Source organism: Paracoccus mutanolyticus (genome assembly GCF_003285265.1).
GTDB lineage: Bacteria > Pseudomonadota > Alphaproteobacteria > Rhodobacterales > Rhodobacteraceae > Paracoccus > Paracoccus yeei.
The window spans coordinates 624176-642883 of record NZ_CP030239.1 but is presented as its reverse complement, the minus strand read 5'-3'; the positions used below and the strand labels follow the sequence as shown (position 1 = coordinate 642883).

Annotated in this window: 16 protein-coding genes, 1 tRNA gene and 7 pseudogenes; 8 read left to right on the top strand and 16 right to left on the bottom strand. The window is 67.7% G+C overall.

Annotated features, from left to right (window positions below; all coding sequences use genetic code 11):
- Positions 1 to 10: 10 nt before the first annotated feature.
- Complete coding sequence (locus DPM13_RS22070) at positions 11 to 1372, top strand: hypothetical protein (protein ID WP_223252319.1); 1362 nt, start codon at positions 11 to 13, stop codon at positions 1370 to 1372.
- Between the two features lie 309 nt (positions 1373 to 1681).
- Here the strand turns inward: DPM13_RS22070 and DPM13_RS22065 are convergent.
- Positions 1682 to 1867: pseudogene (locus DPM13_RS22065) on the bottom strand (hypothetical protein); the annotation flags it as partial.
- A 397-nt stretch (positions 1868 to 2264) separates the two neighbouring features.
- Between DPM13_RS22065 and DPM13_RS19600 the strand changes: the two are divergent.
- Positions 2265 to 2702: a hypothetical protein gene (locus DPM13_RS19600; protein WP_145963304.1), complete on the top strand. Its 438-nt coding sequence runs from the start codon at positions 2265 to 2267 to the stop codon at positions 2700 to 2702.
- 640 nt (positions 2703 to 3342) lie between these two features.
- Positions 3343 to 3528 carry a hypothetical protein gene (locus DPM13_RS03595; protein ID WP_112887474.1) on the top strand — a complete coding sequence of 62 codons (186 nt, stop codon included), beginning with the start codon at positions 3343 to 3345 and terminating at the stop codon, positions 3526 to 3528.
- A 615-nt stretch (positions 3529 to 4143) separates the two neighbouring features.
- Here DPM13_RS03595 and DPM13_RS24760 read toward each other — a convergent pair.
- A pseudogene (locus DPM13_RS24760) lies at positions 4144 to 4194 on the bottom strand (hypothetical protein); the annotation flags it as partial.
- A 91-nt stretch (positions 4195 to 4285) separates the two neighbouring features.
- On the opposite strand from DPM13_RS24760, the gene DPM13_RS25700 reads away from it, so the two are divergent.
- Positions 4286 to 5167, top strand: a complete 882-nt coding sequence (locus DPM13_RS25700) for an acyl-CoA dehydrogenase family protein (RefSeq protein ID WP_317616372.1) — start codon at positions 4286 to 4288, stop codon at positions 5165 to 5167.
- Positions 5168 to 5432: 265 nt separating this feature from the next.
- Here the strand turns inward: DPM13_RS25700 and DPM13_RS20425 are convergent, their stop codons facing one another.
- From DPM13_RS20425 to DPM13_RS03565, 3 genes and pseudogenes are all read right to left on the bottom strand, one after another.
- A complete protein-coding gene (locus DPM13_RS20425; protein WP_189654831.1) occupies positions 5433 to 5603 on the bottom strand; it encodes an SDR family oxidoreductase in 171 nt (56 codons plus the stop codon).
- 158 nt (positions 5604 to 5761) lie between these two features.
- Positions 5762 to 5974, bottom strand: a pseudogene (locus DPM13_RS22050) (hypothetical protein); the annotation flags it as partial.
- Positions 5975 to 5983: 9 nt separating this feature from the next.
- A pseudogene (locus tag DPM13_RS03565) lies at positions 5984 to 7079 on the bottom strand (IS110 family transposase); the annotation flags it as partial.
- 308 nt (positions 7080 to 7387) lie between these two features.
- On the opposite strand from DPM13_RS03565, the gene DPM13_RS03560 reads away from it, so the two are divergent.
- The 4 genes from DPM13_RS03560 (at position 7388) to DPM13_RS20415 (ending at position 10374) form a co-directional block, all read left to right on the top strand.
- Positions 7388 to 7618 (top strand): type 2 periplasmic-binding domain-containing protein, encoded by a 231-nt coding sequence (locus tag DPM13_RS03560; protein ID WP_223252318.1) that lies wholly within the window; start codon positions 7388 to 7390, stop codon positions 7616 to 7618.
- A gap of 605 nt (positions 7619 to 8223) precedes the next feature.
- The gene (locus tag DPM13_RS20420) at positions 8224 to 8400 is read left to right on the top strand and encodes a hypothetical protein (RefSeq protein ID WP_189654830.1); all 177 of its coding nucleotides are present in this window, start codon (positions 8224 to 8226) and stop codon (positions 8398 to 8400) included.
- Positions 8401 to 8869: 469 nt separating this feature from the next.
- Entirely contained in the window at positions 8870 to 9328 is a 459-nt protein-coding gene (locus tag DPM13_RS19595; protein ID WP_145963303.1) for a hypothetical protein, read from the top strand.
- 380 nt (positions 9329 to 9708) lie between these two features.
- Entirely contained in the window at positions 9709 to 10374 is a 666-nt protein-coding gene (locus DPM13_RS20415; protein ID WP_189654982.1) for a hypothetical protein, read from the top strand.
- 231 nt (positions 10375 to 10605) lie between these two features.
- Here DPM13_RS20415 and eutB read toward each other — a convergent pair.
- From eutB to DPM13_RS03485, 11 genes and pseudogenes are all read right to left on the bottom strand, one after another.
- Positions 10606 to 10768: pseudogene (gene eutB / locus DPM13_RS03545) on the bottom strand (ethanolamine ammonia-lyase subunit EutB); the annotation flags it as partial.
- Positions 10769 to 10847: 79 nt separating this feature from the next.
- Positions 10848 to 11246, bottom strand: coding sequence for a hypothetical protein (locus DPM13_RS20410; RefSeq protein WP_189654829.1), 399 nt, complete (start codon positions 11244 to 11246; stop codon positions 10848 to 10850).
- A 952-nt stretch (positions 11247 to 12198) separates the two neighbouring features.
- Positions 12199 to 12274 (bottom strand) — tRNA-Phe (locus DPM13_RS03525).
- Between the two features lie 76 nt (positions 12275 to 12350).
- Positions 12351 to 12500, bottom strand: coding sequence for a DNA gyrase inhibitor YacG (locus tag DPM13_RS03520; RefSeq protein ID WP_112887471.1), 150 nt, complete (start codon positions 12498 to 12500; stop codon positions 12351 to 12353).
- A pseudogene (locus DPM13_RS03515) lies at positions 12497 to 13551 on the bottom strand (ribonuclease E/G). Before DPM13_RS03515 ends, DPM13_RS03520 begins: the two are co-directional and overlap by 4 nt.
- Positions 13548 to 14179: pseudogene (locus DPM13_RS03510) on the bottom strand (Maf family protein). The pseudogenes DPM13_RS03515 and DPM13_RS03510 overlap by 4 nt, the downstream one beginning before the upstream one ends.
- A 51-nt stretch (positions 14180 to 14230) precedes the next feature.
- A complete protein-coding gene (gene infA, locus DPM13_RS03505; protein WP_010397442.1) occupies positions 14231 to 14449 on the bottom strand; it encodes a translation initiation factor IF-1 in 219 nt (72 codons plus the stop codon).
- 180 nt (positions 14450 to 14629) lie between these two features.
- Entirely contained in the window at positions 14630 to 14875 is a 246-nt protein-coding gene (locus DPM13_RS03500) for a hypothetical protein (RefSeq protein ID WP_112887470.1), read from the bottom strand.
- Between the two features lie 18 nt (positions 14876 to 14893).
- Complete coding sequence (locus DPM13_RS03495) at positions 14894 to 15400, bottom strand: hypothetical protein (RefSeq protein WP_112887469.1); 507 nt, start codon at positions 15398 to 15400, stop codon at positions 14894 to 14896.
- 379 nt (positions 15401 to 15779) lie between these two features.
- Positions 15780 to 18458 carry an ATP-binding protein gene (locus DPM13_RS03490; RefSeq protein ID WP_112887468.1) on the bottom strand — a complete coding sequence of 893 codons (2679 nt, stop codon included), beginning with the start codon at positions 18456 to 18458 and terminating at the stop codon, positions 15780 to 15782.
- Entirely contained in the window at positions 18448 to 18708 is a 261-nt protein-coding gene (locus DPM13_RS03485) for a hypothetical protein (protein ID WP_028717997.1), read from the bottom strand. The genes DPM13_RS03490 and DPM13_RS03485 overlap by 11 nt, the downstream gene beginning before the upstream one ends.

Below are 18708 nucleotides of genomic sequence, written 5' to 3'. Positions count from 1 at the left end.
GGCTCCTGACATGGCCTATGCCTTTCCCCTGACCGTCGCCCAGTTCGCCGACATCCTGCCGATCCGGGAACTGGCCTTCGACATCCCGGAGGCCCTTGAGCTCTCGGAGACCGGCGGCGGCGAGGTGCTGCGCGCCGACCTCGGCACCCGGCTCTGGCGCGGCACCGTCGCGCTTGGCGACATGACCTCGGCCGAGACCGACGAGGTCATGGCGATGCTCGACGTGCTCCGCCGCGCCAATGGCGCGTTCATGTTCTACGACGTCCGCCGGCCAGGCCCGCGCCTCGATCCGAACGGCGCCATCCTTGGCGCGGTCAGCCCGACGCTGATGGCGATCAACGCCAACCTGCGCGACATCCGCCTGCAGGCCCTGCCGGCCAGCTATGGGCTGCGCCGCGGGGATTACCTGGCGTTTACCTATGGGTCCAACCCCACACGCTACGCCCTGCACCGCATTGCCCAGCCCGCCACGGCCAACGCCTCGGGCCAGACCGGCTGGATCGAGGTCAGCCCCAGCATCCGCCCCGGCGCGGTCGCCGGCACCGCGGTCTCGCTGATCAAGGCGAGCTGCAAGGCGATCATCGTGCCGGGCTCGGTCAACCCGGGCCGCTCCAAGGCCACGCTCACCATGGGCGTGAGCTTCGATTTCCTCCAGACGCTCGACCGCGCCGTGCCGATGATCGAGGACCGGCTGAAGCTCGCCGGGCTTTATGCCAGCCGCGCTTGGTATCGTGCCGGCAGCATCCTACGGCCCGGACTACGGCCGCAATCCGGTGGGATCGGGCCCGTTCAGAATGGTGTCCTGGGCCGAGGGCGAACAGCTGATCGTCGTCCCGAACGAAACCTATTACGGCGCCCCCTCGCCTTTCGGCGATCACCTTCCTTTTCACCGGCGAGGCAGGCCTCACGGTGCGCAGCCAGGCGTCACCTCAGCCAGGTCTCGGCCGAGCTCCAGCCCGTGCGCGGAAGCCCGCGCCGCGCCCGGCAGGATGGCATGGGACATGGCGTCGCCGGTCAGGCTCATCCGAACGCGCCACATCATCCTCCAGGGCTATTGCCACCCGAAGCTGCCGACGCCCGCCAAGGGCGAAAAGGCCTCGGTCCCGATCGAGATCGCCACCGCCGGCCGCGCCCTGACCAAGCCCCTGGCGCGGTTCAGGTCGAACGCCACGCTGCTGGCGCGCACGCCCGGCGACCGTTTCCGCCGTTATGCCACGCTGGCCGACGCCGTGGAGGCAAATGGGGGGCTGACGCGATGCCCGACTGGCAGGCCGGCTGCACGCCTGGTCGGCCGATCGGCGGCCGACCGGCTCGGCCCGGCCGCCATGCCTGCTGTCTCTTCGGCGCAGGCGTCGAGGCCAGCCGGGGCTGATCTCGCGGCGCCCTGGCGGGGGCGCCACCACCGGCGGGCGGGCGGCGGGTTCTGCCAGGCATTGAACTCGGCCCAGTCGCCCCGCATGGTCACGACCATCAGCAACGGGAACCTGGCCATGGCCTGCAAGGCCAGCGTGTTGATGCAGTTGCCGACCCCCGAGGACTGCATCAACAGGGCGCCGCGCTCGCCCCCCAGCCGGCAGGCGCCGGCCAGATAGCCGATCCCTTCCTCTTCGGTTGTCAGACGACCGGCCAAGTCGCTCTTACCGGGAATGCGGGTCAGTCGCTGCTCGGCCCAGACCCGGAAAGCCTCGACACTTCTGGCCTGGCTGGACTCCGGCGTGGCCGTGCCACGACGAACATCGGCGGGCTGACCGATAAGGTCCGCCCGATCGCGGTCAGCGCGCTGACCTCGCGCGCTCTCGCATTTGGTGAGGGTCCAGGCATCATGGAAGTCTCGCCGCAAATGCGCCCAGCATGACCCCGAGACCATGTCCTCGGGGTTCCGGCCGGCATGGACCAGAACCGTGCCTGCATGATGGACGGGGAAGGCGGGGGACTTCATTTCATTCTCCTGCAAAGGTCCGGCGCGCGTCTGCAGCGCGCCGGGCTAGCCAGTAGCGTGGTCTGGCGGCGGTGGGCTGAGATCGGCCCAAAGCCGGTGGTCATCGGCCGGGCTCGGGCGGCGGGCTCGCTGACTGGACGGGGACTTCTACGAGGTCACCCAGGGCAACACCGAGGCGGATTTCGGCAACCCGGTGCTGGGCGATCAAGAGGGCCGGATCGGGCAAGTACTACGCGTAGACCCATACCACGGCCGACCCGATGCTGCGCAGACGGTTGGAACGACCCCGACCGACCTGGACCGAGCGCACGGTGGGCCATGAGCATTGTCGCGATCCGCCTTCCGATCCGACAGCAAGGGCGAGCGGCAGCGCCACATTTCGCCGAAATCGGGCAGCAAATCCCGGAACCGAAATTTCGCCATACGCTTCGCATCCGAGTCCGAGGCCGTCGGAGAGGAAAACATCTCGGCAAGCCCGGGCGCCAACCGAGAACGCGGCCGTCATCGCCTGGAACATCATGCGCGGCATCCCGCTGCCCGGCGGCGAGGTCTACGGCGGGGGTTTCGCGCTACGGTTGCCCCAGCAGATGCGGCTGTCTCCCTCAACCGCTGCGACCAGCCCGTCGAGATCGCCGGCGGCGGCACCGAGCCGCAATACCGCGCCGGGCTCGAGGTCGCGCTGGACCAGCCCCCGGCCGCCGCCCTTGAAGAGATCTTCAAAGGGCTTTTGAGGGGAGAAGAAGCATGGAGCTTCCGCAAATGATCGGCTGGGGCATCGTCGCTATCTGGTTCCTCGTGGGCATGTTGGCCCTTTGGATGCGACCGCCCTACTGACAGGCTCAGGCTCCTTTTTCAATAGGTCAGTAATGCTGACTAATGTGTTGGCGCGGCTCCCCGAGCGGACGTGTTCTGATGAGCGAACGCGCGCTGCAGCGGATCGAGGTGCTGGCGTAGGTCGACGGAGCCTGCGCACGGCGACGGCGGCGCGGCTTCTGGAATTGCGCCAACGCCAGGTCCAGCGCCTGGTGCGCAAGGTTCAGGCTGAAGGCGCCATGGCCGTGCGCCACAAGTTGCGTGCCGCCCGAACAGCGCGGCGGTCGAGCCGACCGACACCGTCAGCTGGAGCTCGACCCGCAACGGCTATGCCGGCAATCCTCCTCGGTCCGCAAGATCGTCGAGGATCCGCGCACCGGCATCCGCACCATGTCGCTGCGCGAGCGCATCCGGCGACTATGCCTGGGTACCGGGCGACGAGCTGCCCTCGACCGCGACCGATCCCAGGCACTACGCCTCGCATGCGTCTCGGTTCAGGATCGCCTTTTCGCGCATGTAGATGCGGTAGGGCGGCGCGCCGTCGTGCTTGCTGTTCAGTTCGGACATAGTCTGCCCAGGGTCTGCAATGGATGCGGCTCGCGGGCCAGACCTGGCTTTCGCCCGCGCCTCTGGGCCTGTCGGCGGCGCGCCTGCGGGGCACCGGGGCGCGCTATTCCACCGAAAGCGCCCATGCCAAGCTGTTCGCCGACGGCGACGCCTGGACGCCCTGGCCCGGCCACCACCGCCAGCATCGGCCTGACGCCGGACATTCGTAGTCACGTCCGACCAACGAGTAGTAGACCTGATTGGCGACGTAACGGGGCCAACCGTAACGGTCGGCGACGGCCAGCGATTTCATGATCTGCCAGCCGGAGAAATTGGATACGCCGACATAGCGGACCTTGCCGGTCGTCTTCCAGACCGCGCAGGCGGCCTATTCCTGGCGGGGCGTCCTGCCCAATGTCCAGTTTACGGCGCGGGTCCGGGCGGTCGACCGGCTCGGCAACCGCTCGAACTGGTCGACGGCGGTCACGCATACGACCGTGCGCGACACCACGCCGCCGGCGGTGCCCACCGGGATCGAGAACCGTTCAAATTTCTGGACTTGGCCAGATACTCGACCCATGGACCTAGAGACAAAAACGAGACTCGCACACGTAAACGACATGGGCGCGGCGGCGACCGCTATCCGGCTGCGCGCCGCGTTCGCCGTCACCGGGCTGGCTCAGCAGCAGGCTAACCCTTGGGCAGGCGGCCGATCATTTCGTGAACCCCGGCCTGGCGGGCTGCGGCCACCACGTCCTCGATAGGCGCATCGCGGAACCGCGCGATGTTTTCGCGAACCGTTCCGTCAAGCAGCAGCGGTCTTGCGGACCAGCTAGCCCAGGGCCGCGCACGCTGTCGGGGTTCAGATAGCCCAGGATGACGTGACAGTCCGAGATGGTGACGGTCTCGATCCCCGAGGCTTCCCAGCAGACGCCGACGCGATAGCCGGCGCCGTCTAGCCGGCGCTGTCATCGGCCCAACGCGGTGATGAACTTCGGTCTGGGCGCGGACATCGAGGCGCTGCGCGACACCGTGCGCCGCTTTGCCGCGGCCGAGATCGCGCCCCGCGCCGCCCGGATCGACGCCGAGAACGAGTTCCCGCACGACCTGTGGCGCACAGCAGTGCGACCTGGGTTGCGGCCCATATCGCGAGCTACGGCGCGCAGACGCAAGCGGTCATCGACTACCTGGCCGCCAATCCCGGCACCCGCGCTATGCCGCCATCCGGGCCGTGGACAGGTCGGCCAACGTGACCTGGACAACGACCTATCGGCCGCACCATCCACTCGTGACCTGATTGTCGAAAAGGCCGACGCCCTGTTCTACGAGGGCGGATACGAGGCCACCTCCTTTGCCGCGATCGCGGCGGCCGTGGGCATATCCCGCGGCAACAGCCTTCCGACCACGATGGATTCGAGCTTTGCGGGTGGTCATGCCGTTGTCGAACTCGAGGAGCTCGAAATCCCGGAGACCGACATTCTGGGCGAGATCGGCCAAGGGCCGCTATGCGCATGGTCCGGCTGGTTCCGTGGGCGCGGCTGCGATCAACACCCGCGAATTGGCTCAGGCGCTGCCACCATCGAAAAGTTCGACGTCGGTGGATCTCACGCCTGTTCTCTGACCCCGGTCTGCCGGGCGCGGCGGTTCCGCCATGTAGAGGGAGATAAGCGGGCGATGGTATGTAGACGCCATTTTCGCAAGCTGCGTCCCGGAAGGGACACGATCACCACTCTCCATCGCCTTCAGCTTCTCGGATCTCCCTTCGAGCCGGGAAGTACGGCAGGATCTCTTCGGTCTATGCCCGGCGCACCGTCTATTGGAAGTGGGACTCTCGGCTGGTGGGCTCATGCGCGGGCGCAGCCAGAGTAGCGCCGGTCTTCAGCATCCCTGTCGGGCCGACCGAATTGCCGGCCGCTGACACCTGGGTCGAGTGGTCCATCACCTACAGGTGGGTTCGACCGTCAGCGAGATGCGCATCGACCTGCTGCCGAATGCCACCGCGGGGGCTTGCGACTGGCCGAATTCGAACTGCGCCGGAAAGGCGCGGGCGCACTGATCGTTGACGGCACGATCGTGGGGAACCTGGCACGACCACTGCGGCGACATCACCTGCACCGGCCGAAGCGCTCACCTGCTAATCATCGCCGTAGTTGATGCGCCACACGCGCTCGTCTTCATCCAGCGCCTGGTCCAGCACATGCTTGCGGCTTTGCAGAATCCCCGCGCTGTTGATCAGAACCGCAGGAATGCCGATCTCGGCCTCGACAGCACCGGCAAGCGCCTCGATCGAGGCGGAATCGGCCACATCGACCCACGGCCGCTCCCGAGCTCGGCCGGCACGTTGCTCCATCTGGTCTGCAAGGCCGTAACAAGGACGCGTCGGATTTCATGCGTCGCCACCTGGCCGCGCTGGGTCCGCTGAAAAGCCGGGCAAAGTCGGCGGGGTGAACCCGACGTTAGGCGTTAAGCTGTCTTGCGCCATTGCGAGCGCTGTGGGAACCGGGCGGCTCGCGAGCCGAGGCTGCTGAGTCCGTCGACGCGGAGCCCGACGTTGAGCCCGTCCGTGCCTATGTCGACACGCTCGACCAACAGCGCCACAATGCGTGCCTGTTCGGCGGGGAAGAGTTCGTCCCAAAGCGGGTCGAACTGCTGCAGGGCCGCGTCGGCTTCGGTGATGGCTTCGGTGATGCCGTCGGATTTCCTTGATCCAATAGTCGTGGCCCGGACCTGCTGGCCCATGAGCCCGCGGGGCCCCGGCGCGCAACTCAAGCTTCCGCATCTTCATCGCGACAAAGGCCGGGCGCGCCCATCGATAGGGGGCCTCCTTTGTCAGCAGTTGCCAGATCAGCGCTGCAATCTTGCGCGCGGTCGCGACGGCGGCGACGTTGTGCCCCTTGCGATCCTTGATCCGAAGAAAGAAGGCCCGCAACGGGCCTGGCACGGAAGCCGCCGACCAGGCGGCCTCTATCAGCATGGTGCGCCCGATCGTATTCCCCTGCTTTGAGATCCGACCATGGATGGCACCGCGATCGCCGGACTGTCGGATCCGGGGTGTCAGCCCGAAATAGCTTGCGAGACGATCCGGTGCGGAAAAGCGGGAGATGTCGCCGATCGCGGCGATAACCGCAGTGGCGACCGCGACATTGATCCCGGCGATGCTCATCAACTTGCGCATTCGGCTGTCGTCGAGTGCAATTCCCGCCAATGTTTGGTCCAGTTTTGCCAGCTTACCCCCCAGCCAGTCCAACTCATCCAGATGCCGGATCAGCAGATCACGTTCTGCCTTCGGCAGCGGTGCCGAGGCCAGCCATCTCCTGCCGCCCTTGCCAAACAGGTGCCCGGTATATTTGGCGACAAGGTTCGCATGCAGAACAGCCTGAACCCGGCTCTTGACCCGGCGGATTGATCTCACCGCTGCGGCGCGTTCGGAAACGAGGCGCCGCAGGTTCAGCGTCTGATCATCTGCGGCCCAGACTTCTGGCAGGAACCCTGCGGCATGAAGTTGCGCCAGAATTTTGGCGTCCACCTTGTCGGTCTTCACCCGTGCATGGGCGATGGCCTTCACCTGCAGCGGGTTCGCGATGACGACCCGCGCCACGAAAGGTGTCAGAAGTCTGACGATGGCCGCGGTATTGCCGGTCGCTTCCAGAACGACCTCGTCATCTGAACGTAGGGCCTGCCCGAAGGCCACCACCGCTTCATGATCAAGATCGATCCTGATCTCTGTCGTCTTTCCTCCCTCAAGGATCGCGACCTGCGCGAAGCTTCGGTGGACATCCATTCCAATGGATCGCATGCAAAATCCTCCCTGTTGCCGATGGGGAGTGCGCGGGCTGTGCGACATCTACGGATACGCGCTCGCAGCGCAGACGGGATAGTCGCAGGGGCGGCCAGATAACAACGCGAGCTCGCAGCTCATAGTCAATTCGGCCTGCCCGCTTCTTCGCACTCCGACGCCCCTGTCCCGACACGGCAACTCTACCATGACCAGGTCAGAATCGTGTGCCATTCGAAGGGCCTCGATCCGGCCGATCCCCCCGGCGGCGCGGCCCAGAGCCGGACAATTCGGGTGCAGCCCAAGCCCAGCAGATGGTCTTCACCTCGTGGGGCGGGACCACGCAGGATGCGCAGACCGAGTTCTGGGCCACGCCCTATAGCGAAAGGACCGGCACCGCCGTCGTCCAGGACGGCCCGACCGACTATGGCAAGATCAAGGCCATGGTCGAGGCCGGCGCGACGAACTGGGATGTCGCTGACGGGCGCCGGAGATGGCGAGCCAGAAACAGCCGCCGTTCTGCCAGCCATCGGGCTGAGCGATAGAGCGCGCGGATTGCCGGGTCGCGCTTGCGGTCGGTGTCGCGGTCACGCTCCCGCTTGTCGCGCCGCCCCACCGGGCGATGGATGGGCGGGCGCAACGGCATGGTGCCTCGCGAGGTATTGCCAGATTGGGAATGGAAGGACCGGGTGGCGCTCCTGGCGCGATGGCGATGGTCGGGGCGGGCGTGGAGGTGCGCCCGGTTCCCGTGTTCTGCGCGCGATGGAGAATGGCCAGGGCACGCGCGCAGCCCGCATCGCGTGCCCTTCGATCCGCGCAAGCTCTGCAAGGTCACCTATTCGATTCGCCGGGCGGGCGCGGTCGCCGGAACCAAGGGCAACTGCCTCGCCGGGGTTCTCCGCTGGATGGCGACGGCGCAGGGCTTCAGGCTATTCCTGGTCCGCATCGTCGTCGGCCACGGTTCGCGGTGCGCTCATCGGATTACGCGAACACATCGAAGGCGCCGAGGCGAAACCGGCGCGGGGCGATTCCCTCGCCGCGGTCCATGTGCAATAGTTTTCCCAAAACACCAAAAGCAGCAGCACGTCGACGGCGAAGGACTTCGCCCGGCAGAGAACGCATCGCAACTCGCAACGAGCACACGGCCAAAATGCAGCAGCATTTTCGGGAAAGACGCAAGATCGACCCCGGCAAGATCGATCTTAAGCGCGGCGACACCCTGGCGGACGGTTCGCCGAACAACGCCGACCGCATCGCAATCGGGCTCGGGCCCACGCGCCTGGCCTTCGAGGAATGGGACCGCGCGGGCCTGACGCGCCAACCTTGAATTCCAGCACAACATCCGCGCCGAGATGGGAGCGTTTCGTTCTGGACCAATTTGCTGCATAACAATGCCGGCCTGACAGAAGAGGTCAGCGACGCCGGGGATGCCGTGGCCAACCATCTGGGGCGGGAGGTGCATTTCAATGCTTGAACGCCGCCGCAAGCAGCCTAATCATTGAACCAGAAACTCTCCGGTAAACCCGGGGCGGTTCACTTCACGTCGTGGCTCTGCCTGGCGCCAGGCAACAAGATATCAGGCGGCAAGCTGCTGTCGTCGCGCACCCGGCGCTCCATCCAGCCGGGCTGCACCGACTCTTGACGCTCGAGCCGTCGACATCGAGAGCTTTTACAACGCCGGCCTGTCCGTGTTCGGGGGCACGCTGCCGATCGAGACGTTCTGACCAAGACCGATGCGGCACCGGCTGGCGATTGGCCGGAAAAGCTGAAGCGACTCAACCCGGGCTTGCGGATACATGACGGAACCGATCCGTCGTTCCAACCGGCCGTGCTGCTCGAACCCGCCAGCTATTCCGCTTTCGGCTATCGTCTTCAATCGGCGCGGATCATGGGCCGTTCGCCATTCCAACACCGGATATCGGCTCTGGCGCAAGAGCGGAGCGGCGGCGGAAGCACGATCGCTCGCTCGTGTCATCGTGGACGAATCCAAACCCGGTTTCCGCAATATCGAACCAGTGGCGTACGAAGCCGAACCCGGTTTGCCGCGAAAATTCTACTATGACGGTGGCAGCGTCGAGATTATCCGCCAACTGGTCTACGAACTCGATTCCGAAGGCAAGCAACTCGCAGTCCGCCAACTGACCGACTACACCGGCGAAAAGGTTCGCACGCGTCTACGTCAAAAACCTCGAACTGCCGGAGAAGGCATTTCGCTCGTCGAAATTGAAGGTGCAGCTATCGGAGGGCTCCCCTGATTGCCGCCAGCTGATGGCCGAGAGCCTGTGGCTTATGCTGCTTTCCCGTCGAACGTCAGCGCCGACTAGTCCTTCGACATCGACAGCGAGGCTGGTCGTCCCGCGCACCAGGAGGAGCTGATCGGCGAATTCCGCGCGCCGGGCGGTGGCCGCCATGTCGGCTTCGACTTCGTGCTGCGCTGCAGGAGCTGGCACCGACCGAGGCCGAGGGCCGAGGCCGCATCGGGCGGCGTGCCGCCCGCCATGCGGCCATCATCGACAGCCTGCGGCCGAGGAGCATTCGAGGCCCACGTCCGCGGCAGCCGGCACCGTCATCGACCGCAGCAAGCCCCTGACATCGCCATGGCTGCGGCCGTCTATATCGCTTGATGGCGGTCGCGATGTCTTCCGCGTCACCTGGCCCGAGCCGCTCGCCTCCTGGCAGGCCGGTCAACTCCAAGCCTGCAGAGCAAAGGTTCCTGACATGCCCCGTTGACACCGCCACCACCGCCTACAGCGCCGCGATCGCGGTTGCGGTCGGCGACATCGTCCAGAATACCGGCCGCTATGGCGTCCTGGTCTGCGCCCAGGCCACGGCCAGCGGCGCGATGCGTGGAAATCCGCCGAACAAGGGCGTCAGGATTTCCACGGCCGCGACCTTCTCGGTGCCACCGGGCTACCGACGGACGGCCGAGGTCAGGCGGCCAAAGCTTGATCCTTTCATCCCGATCATCGAGGGCTGGCTGGCGGACCGTTCGATGCCGCGCAAGCAGCGGCATACGGCCACGCATCGGGGCGTGACCATCGCCCAGCCCGATGCGCGTGAGACGCTGGACCTTCTGCGGGTCTACAGCCGGTTGGAGGCCTTTGCTGGGGATGCATTGCTGGCCTCGCTCTGGCAGGGGACGGCGGCATCATCCGGAGTATCCCTGGCGATGCTCGATGCACAAGCAGCGCTGGGACGTCAACGAGGTGGACCGGACGGCCAATTATGCCGGCGCTCTTTGGGTGACCGAGATACGAACCCGGCTGATGCCGATGCTGGCCCGACAAGGTTCCGGCGCTGAGCCTGTTCACCTCGGTCCTGATCCACGGGATGCGGGCGGGTGTGGACGGCCTGTTCATCTATCCCGACGGGCAAAGCGACGCGGCCTCCGCCACCATTGCCTGACGCCTGCCCGGCTGGGGCCGCCGCCTCGGCACCCAGCCCGGTCGAAGCCATGCAGGTTCCCGCGATCGACGTCCGTTTTCCGGGCCATGTTCGCGCCGCAGCATCATCCGACGGGCTGCACCTGCGCGGCCTGCGCCAGCAGCGTCGCCAGGTTGTCCATGTCGTCCTGGTCGGCCTCGACATGGTTGGTATAGCAGACATCGACCCCCATCGGCAGGCCCAGGAGCTTGCCGCAGAAATGATCGCCCGGCGCGGGTGATCTGCTTGCCGTCATACAGGTATTCCGGCCCGGAGCCTGGGCGGCGCGATCACCGTGACACCCACGCCGGTCTCGGCCGACCCGCTGCCCGACCCGCTGCCCTTGCTCCGCTACGGCCTGGGCGAGGGCCAGATCGGCATCCACCTGACCACCGAGGGCGCAAGGGTGGATGGCGGCGGCCAGGTGACGGGGCTGATCAACCAGGGCTCCGCCGGCGCGCTGTTCGATGCCGCGGTGTCAGGCGCTCCCCTCGTGCGGTCTGGCGCGGTCCGCTTCGGCGGCACCGGCCCGTCGATCGGATGGGCGGACAAATCGCCCATCGGGCCATAGACATGCGCCAGCCCGACCAGCGGATGGATCAGCTGCTGAAGTTCCTCGTATTTGTCGCGCGCCTCGGCCTCGGTCGGGGCGACGATGGCAAGCAGGCCCGGCAGCACCTTCAGTTCGTCCTCATGCCGGCCGTAATAGGTCGTTGCAACCGGTCCTCTCCCCGCGCGGGCCAGCCGCACCTTACGCCTGGAGCTGTCGGCAACGGGCAGTTCGACCTATCTATCTGCCGATGGAGACCTTTGGCCTCGCCGTCACGGCGGTGATCTATTTCATCATCATCTATCCCGGCACGCTGGCGGCCTACTGGCTGGAGCGGCGGCTGGGCGCCAGAGGAGGCTGAGCCGTGACCGCGCCGCTATTGCAGATCGAGAACCTGCGCAGAGCTTCCCGGGCCCGCCGAGTTCCGCGACGCGCACGGCCCATTCGCAGCGCGAGCCCTTGTTCGGCCGTCCTGGTCGCCCATGCCGGCATCGGACGTGCACGCGGGTGCTGACCGGCAGCCTGGACGACGCGGCGGCATGCTTGCCGGAGTCGCGCTGGTCCAGGCCCTGACCGCCGCCGGGCGCTGATCTGGGACAGGCCAGCTCGACTGGTCGGCGGTGAGCCTGGGGGCGGTGCTGGCGATGGGCCTCGAGGCCGGGCAGCGGCCGATCCAGTTGGGTGCTCGCCTCGATGGCGTCGCGCTGTCGTGGGCGCGGCTGATCAAGCCGCGTTACCCAAATTCAGCCATAGCTCTGGAAGTGGCGCGCCACCTCCAACTTTCGTTTCGGGTGTCAGGATGAGAGGCGAAGAGAGCCCAGCCGCGAGGATCCTGGCAGGGCGAGCGAAAAATTTTCGTGCCAAACCTAGTTCGCCGTTCTGCCAAAGCTGGATCGCGCTAACACTGTCGCGTTACAGCGAGAAGGAGGTGACGCGGTTGGCGGCATCATAATCGTTCCAAGGAAAGGACGCTATCCGTATATGGTATGTACCATCGAATAAACAAATCCTTTCGGGAGTTGTGCCCTGCATCCTTTTGCAAGATGGAATGCAACATGACTAGTTGCTTACATATTGCTTACACGGCCGCGCCGACACACTTGGTCGGAGGGCGAGGGTGTCGGCTAATCCCACGTCTTTTATGCTAAAAAATGGTGCCCGGAGGCGGATTCGAACCACCGACACGCGGATTTTCAATCCGCTGCTCTACCAACTGAGCTATCCGGGCGCCGTGCCATTTTGATTTCGGCTGGCGGGTAACTAGGCCAGTCGCGCGCCCGTGTCCAGAGCGAAAAACAGAAATTTCATTCGTCCGGATCGGCATCGGGAACAGGCTCAGCCGGGATGCGGTAATCGCCGCGCAGCCAGTGCGCCAGGTCCACGTCGGCGCAGCGGCGCGAGCAGAACGGTCGATAGCGGGGGACCGCCGGCTTGCCGCAGATCGGGCAGATCATCGCTGCGCCCCCGCGATACGGGACAGGGGCAGGCGGTCGCGCTTGCGGCTGATCTCGTAAAGACCCATCGCGGTCCAGCCGATCAGCACCGTCTCGGCGGGTTCGGCCTTGAAGGCGGCGCGCAGGATCTGGTCCAGCGTGCCGCGGTCGCGCTTGGGCATGGGGGCGAAATCGACCACGACCTGCCCGCCCAGGCCGCGCAGTCGCAACTGGCGCGGCAGATCGCGGGCAAGCGCGATATTGGCCTTGAGCCCGGCGGCCGGCGAGTGGTCGGAACCGGTGTTCACGTCCACAGCGACAAGCGCGCGCAGGGCCTCGATCTCGGCCCAGGCGCCGCCGCCCAGATCGACGCGGGGCGACAGCATCGCCTCGGCGGCCTCGGCGGCGCCGGTCAGGGCGAAGGCATTCGGCCCGTCCTCGACGGCGTCGGGGGAGGCTCGGCCCAATCGCGCCAGGCCTGCTCGGCAGGGTCGGGCGCGTCGAGCAGCAGTTCGGGCTGCCCCTCGGCATCGGCGGCGACGGCCAGGGCGAGGTCCAGCAGGCTGCGCAGTTCCTGTTCGATCTCTTCGGGGTCGGACTGGGCCGCCACGCTGCGAAAGACGATGCCCGGCGGCTCGGCCACACCGTCAAGAGCCGCAGCACCCAAGGCTTCCAGACTGGCGCGCAAGGCCCCATCGCGGATCCGGCGCGAGACGTTCACCCCCGGCGCGCCGGGGGTCACGATGACGTGCCGGCCGCGGAAGTTCAGCCTGGAGGAGACCGGGACGGCCTTGCCCGGCTCGGCGCTGCCGCCGATCTGGACGATGATCGACTGGCCCTCGCGCAGGCCCGAGCGGTCGCGCAGATAGCCGCGCTCTCCCTCGGGCAGGCGCAGAAAGACGCCGCCCTGGCCCTTGACCAGCCGGTCCACCTTGGCGCGGCAGATGGCGCCGGGGGCCAGCGGGGCCACGGCGGCGGTGTCCAGGATCAGGTCCTGCAACTGGCCGTCCTGCATCAGGGCCGCGGCATCCAGGCCAAAGACTTGGCCGATGACGATCTGGCGTCCCTTCATGGTGCATTCTCCGTGATGCCCGCATGGGCCAGCAGCATTGCGGTTTCCGCCAGCGGCAGGCCTACGACGGCGCTGTATGATCCCTGCATCCACAGCACGAAGGCCCCGGCGCGGCCCTGGATGCCATAGCCGCCGCCTATGCCCCGCCATTGCCCGAGGCGGCATAGCCCTCGATCTCGGGCGTCGAGAGGGGGCGCAGGCGGATCGTGGTTTCCACCAGGCGTTCGTGCAGGCGGCCGGCATGGGCCAGGGCGACGGCGGTCAGCACGCGGTGGCGGCGGCCGGACAGCAGGTGCAGGAAACTGCGCGCCTCGTCCGCGTCGGCGGGCTTGCCAAGGATGCGGCGCCCGGCCACGACCGAGGTGTCTGCGCACAGAACGACGCCATCGGCCCGGCCGGCCAGCGCCTCGGCCTTTTCGCGGGCCATGCGGCGGGTATAGTCGCGGGCGGATTCCTGGCGGCGCGGCGTTTCGTCGATATCGGCGGGCATCACCGCATCGGGGCGGATGCCGATCTGGCCCAGCAACTCCAGCCGCCGCGGGCTGGCCGAGCCGAGCACCAGCCGCGGCCGAACGCCAGAAACCCCGCTGGCATCGAGGTCCGGGCGGGGGGCGTTCAGGTCATTCATGGTCGTGCCTTGGCCGGTCCTGCATCCGCAGCGCCTGCGGACGCGCAGGGCTTACTTGAAGCGATAATTGATCCTGCCCTTGGTCAGGTCATAGGTGTTCATTTCCACCTGAACCTTGTCGCCGGCCAGAACGCGGATGCGGTTCTTGCGCATCTTTCCTGCCATATGTGCGATGATCTCATGGCCGTTCTCTAGCTCGACCCGGAATGTCGCATTGGGCAGGAGTTCCTTCACGACGCCGGGAAATTCGAGCATTTCTTCCTTGGCCATGTCTTCTCCTGTAGGGGTGACCCGCACCTTGGCGGGCGCAAGCTACATGCGTCGCGCCGCCCGATTTTTCAAGGGGAAACTGACATCGGCCCGGTCGCGCGGGCGGTTTTCAGGGCTTTTCGGGGGCGGCAGAGGCGCCCCGGCGGCCGACCGGCAGTCAAGCGCAGGGCCAGTCGGCTGTCAATGGGCGGCCTGCCGCGGCGGCGCGGCAGAGACGCTTTCGGGGCGAAAGGGATCGGGTTCGGCCAGGTCGGCCAGCGGCGGTTCGGCCCCCGGGGCGGGCGGGGTTCCCGCGGACCGGGCCGCGCCCGTCCGCAGCCGGATGGCGTGAAACCCCTCGGCCTCGCCCAGGCGGCCGGTGGCCAGCAACTGGCCGGTCGCGGTTTCGATCCGCGCCTCGTCCAGGGCAGCGCGGGCAGGTACCACGACCCCGGCGCCAGCGCCTCAAGCCCGCAGCGGCACGGTCCGGCGGCAGAGCACGCCCACGACAGGGACCGGCGCCTGCAGGACGGCGTCGGCCAGCGTCGGCGCGGGCAAGGTCGATTCGGGCAGGGGGGCGGGCGGCACCGGCTCGGGGCTTGCCGCAAGCATCCGCGTGGCGCCCCCGGGACGCTGCGGCGCGGGCACCGCCAGCAGGATATGGCCGTCGCGCTGGCCGCCGCTGCCCATGCGAAAGCGGATGGACAGGCGCGTCATCTGGGTGTCCTCAAGCATCAGGGCAAGGGGGCGCGGATCGTCCAGATAGGTTGCGTATCGGTAATGGCCAAAGGGCGGCGCATCGGCGCGCGCTGCGAATTCGCGCCCCAGTTCCGCCAGCAGTCCGTTGATGAAATCGGCCGAGATCGCGGCATCCGTCCGCGTCGGACGCCGGGGCGCGGGGGCGCGGGCCGTGACCCGGCCCAGGGCCTGCATTTCGATCAGGGCGGCCAGGAACGACGGGCACAGCGCCAATCACCCCCAGCAGGTCGCGCCCGCCGTCGATGACGCCCAGAAGCGCGCGTTCGGGCAGCAGCTCGGCCAGTTCGGAAACGGAAATGGTGTCATATTGCACGCTTTCGACATAGACCGGCAAGCGGTGCGCGCGTTCGGCGGCGCGCCCCAGCGCCACGCCCGCCGCCCGTTCCAGGCTGACCTCTTGCGCGGCTTGCAGGGAGGCGGCGGACTGGCGCAGCGGTGCGCGCCCCTGTTCCCCAAGGGCGATCATCCGGCGCAGGACCTGTCCGGCCTGTGCGCCCTCCGTGACCGCCTGTTCCCGCTCTGCGCTGTCCATACCACGCCCGAATCGCACCTGTCCTGCGGCGAGGATTGCAGAGACTGGTTGCGAAAAGGTTTATCCGGCTGCATTCGCAACATTTTCCCCCGCAGCCCCGGTCCGCGCGGGCGGTCTTGGCGGCAGGGAGATGCGAAAGGCCGCGCCGCCCTGTCCGGGCAGATAGGCGATGGAGCCGCCCAGGAACTGCATGATCTCGCGGCAGATCGCCAGCCCCAGCCCGGCGCCCCCGGCCCGCGCCGGATCGTCCAGCCGGGCGAATTTCTCGAAGATCAGCGCCTCGTGCTCGGGGGGGATTCCGGCGCCGTTGTCGGCGATGTCGATCTCGATGCGGCCGTCGCGCAGGCGCCGCGTGTCGATCCGGATCTCGGGGGCAGGGGCGTCGCAGTACTTGCGCGCGTTCGCCAGCACATTGATCAGCACCTGCAGCAGCCGGTCGGGGTCGGTGATCAGCATCAGATGCTCGGCCGGGATGTCGCGCAGCAGCACCGGGCCGCGCCCCGCGTCTCCGGCGCGCGAGGCGGCCAGCGCCCGTTCGATCAGGTCGTGCAGGTTCACCACGGCGGGCGTCAGCCGCGCGCGCCCGCCTTCCAGAACGGCAAGGTCCAGCAGGTCGTCGACCAGCCGGGTCAGCCGTCCGGTCTCCGCGTGGATGATCCCGGCGAAGCGGGCGCGGTCGGGGGCGGGCACATCGGGCTCCATCAGGATCTCGGAAAAGGCCCGGATCGAGGTCATGGGTGTGCGCAATTCGTGGCTGATCTGGCCCAGGAAGGCGTCCTTCTGGGCCGAAAGGGCGGTCAGCTTGTCGTTGGTTTCCTGCAGCTTGCGGGCGGTGCGGGCCAGTTCCTCGGTCGCCGTCTCAAGCCGCAGCTTGTCGGCGCGGGCGCGGCTGGCCTCGCCCGCGACATCCATCAGGTCGGCCACCGTGACCGGGCCCCGGCCCGCGACCTGCGCCATCAGCGCGACGGCGGTGGCCGCGCCCACGGTGCCGGCGATCTGGCGTTCGAAATCGGACAGGAAGCGCGGCGTCAGGTCGGGCAGATAGCCGGACTTGCCCTGGTCCTCGGCCGCGGCGCGAAAGATCTCCAAGGCGCGCTCGCTGCCCCAAAGCCGCCCCGCCAGCGCCAGCAGCGATTCCGCCCGCCCCTGGCCGGCCCCGTCACTGGGCGAGCCGTCGGGCGCGATGGCATGGACAAAGGACAGGCCCTGCATCCGCTCGACCGGGTTCGGAAAGTCGATCAGCGACACCAGCACGGTCAGCGCAAGATTGACCCCCAGCGCCAGCAGGACCGAACCGGCAAAGGGGTCGATCCCCTGCGGCAGGCGCGGCGGCGCGGTCAGCCCGAGCGAGGGCAGGAACACCATCCCCAGCCACACCGCCGCGCCCGCGACGATCCCCGCCACGGCCCCGCGCCGGGTGGCGCCGCGCCAGCACAGGCCCGCGATCAGCGCCGGCAGGACCTGCGCCATGCCCGAAAAGGCCACGATGCCCATGACCGCCAGGGCCGAGGTGCCGCCCGACAACCGCAGATAGGTCCAGCCCGCCCCGATGATGCACAGGATGGCCAGCCGCCGCGCGTTCAGCATCAGGGTGCGCAGGTCCTCGCGCGCGGCGCCGGGCTGGGCGCCGGCCCCCAGCCCGCCCCGGCGCAGCCACAGCCACAGGGGCACCAGCCAATGGTTGGCCATCATGGTCGACAGCGCGATGGCGCTGACCACCACCATCGACATGGCCGAGGAAAACCCCCCGAGGAAGACAAACCCCGCCAGCGCGTCCTGCCCCTGCGACAGGGGCAGGGCCAGCACATGCAGGTCGGGGTTCGAGCCCTGGGGCAGCAGGTCCTGGCCCACCACCGCGATGGGCAGGACCAGGAAGGTCATCGCGAACAGATACAGCGGGAAGGCCCAGCCCGCCTGGCGCAGCCGGTCGTCGTCGCTGGCCTCGACCACCAGCACCTGGAACATGCGCGGCAGCACGATCACCGCCGCGGCCGACAGCGTGATCAGCACGAACCAGCGGTCGGGGCGGATCATCCAGCCCTCGCCCTCCGGCCGTGTGGCCATGCGGTCGATGCGGGCCAGGATGTCCGCGGGCCCGTCGGCCAGGCCCCACAGCACATAGGCGCCGACCGCGACAAAGGCCGTAAGCTTGACCACCGCCTCGACGGCGATGGCCATGACGACGCCGTGGTGGCGTTCGTCGGCGGCAAGGTTGCGGGTCCCGAACAGGATGGCGAAGGCCGCAAGCCCGACCGCCGTCCACAGCGGGATCGAGCGCGGCAGCGGCCGCCCCGGCTCGGCAAAGGCCGACAGCGCCATGGACACCGATTGCAGTTGCAGCGCGATATAGGGCGTCGCCGCGCAGACCGCGATCAGCGTGACCAGCGCCGCCAGGCCCGGCGACTTGCCGTAGCGGCTGGAGATCAGGTCCGCGATCGAGGTCACGCGGTGCATCCGCGCCACCCGGACCAGATGGCGCAAGCCCCACCAGGCGCCGGCAAAGACGATGCCGGGGCCCAGATAGATCGTCATGAACTCCAGCCCCGAGCGGCTGGCGTAGCCGACGGCGCCATAGAAGGTCCAGGCCGAGCAATAGACCGACAGCGACAGGGTATAGATCACCGGGCGTTCCATCCAGCGCCAGCGCCCCGCGGCGGCGGCGCGGTCTGCGGCATGGGCCAGAAGGAACATCAGCGCCACATAGGCGGTGGCGGCAAGGCCCAGCGTCTCAGGCGTCATCCTCGTCCTCCGGCGCGGCGCGGGCGGGGCCGATGGCGTGGTGCAGCGCGGCGGTGACGGCGATGGTCGCGATCCAGCCCAAGGCCAGCCACAGGGTTCCGGTGGCAAAGCTGAAATGGTGCGGCAGCCAGACCGGCGGCACCAGCACCACCAGCGCCAGGGCAAAGGGCAGCATCCGCGTCGCGTCGATCAGCCGCCGCCTGCGATAGGCGGCGCGGTCCAGGAACAGGCGTCGGGTGCGCAGCCGCAT

Coding starts and splice junctions, on each gene's coding strand:
- DPM13_RS22070 (WP_223252319.1), top strand. CDS start 11: ATGGCCTATGCCTTTCCCCTGACCGTCGCCCAGTTCGCCGACATCCTG.
- DPM13_RS03595 (WP_112887474.1), top strand. CDS start 3,343: ATGCGGCTCGCGGGCCAGACCTGGCTTTCGCCCGCGCCTCTGGGCCTG.
- DPM13_RS25700 (WP_317616372.1), top strand. CDS start 4,286: ATGAACTTCGGTCTGGGCGCGGACATCGAGGCGCTGCGCGACACCGTG.
- DPM13_RS03560 (WP_223252318.1), top strand. CDS start 7,388: ATGGTCTTCACCTCGTGGGGCGGGACCACGCAGGATGCGCAGACCGAG.
- DPM13_RS20420 (WP_189654830.1), top strand. CDS start 8,224: ATGCAGCAGCATTTTCGGGAAAGACGCAAGATCGACCCCGGCAAGATC.
- DPM13_RS19595 (WP_145963303.1), top strand. CDS start 8,870: ATGACGGAACCGATCCGTCGTTCCAACCGGCCGTGCTGCTCGAACCCG.
- DPM13_RS20415 (WP_189654982.1), top strand. CDS start 9,709: ATGTCTTCCGCGTCACCTGGCCCGAGCCGCTCGCCTCCTGGCAGGCCG.
- DPM13_RS03520 (WP_112887471.1), bottom strand. CDS start 12,500: ATGATCTGCCCGATCTGCGGCAAGCCGGCGGTCCCCCGCTATCGACCG.
- infA (WP_010397442.1), bottom strand. CDS start 14,449: ATGGCCAAGGAAGAAATGCTCGAATTTCCCGGCGTCGTGAAGGAACTC.
- DPM13_RS03490 (WP_112887468.1), bottom strand. CDS start 18,458: ATGACGCCTGAGACGCTGGGCCTTGCCGCCACCGCCTATGTGGCGCTG.
- DPM13_RS03485 (WP_028717997.1), bottom strand. CDS start 18,708: ATGCGGCTGCGCACCCGACGCCTGTTCCTGGACCGCGCCGCCTATCGC.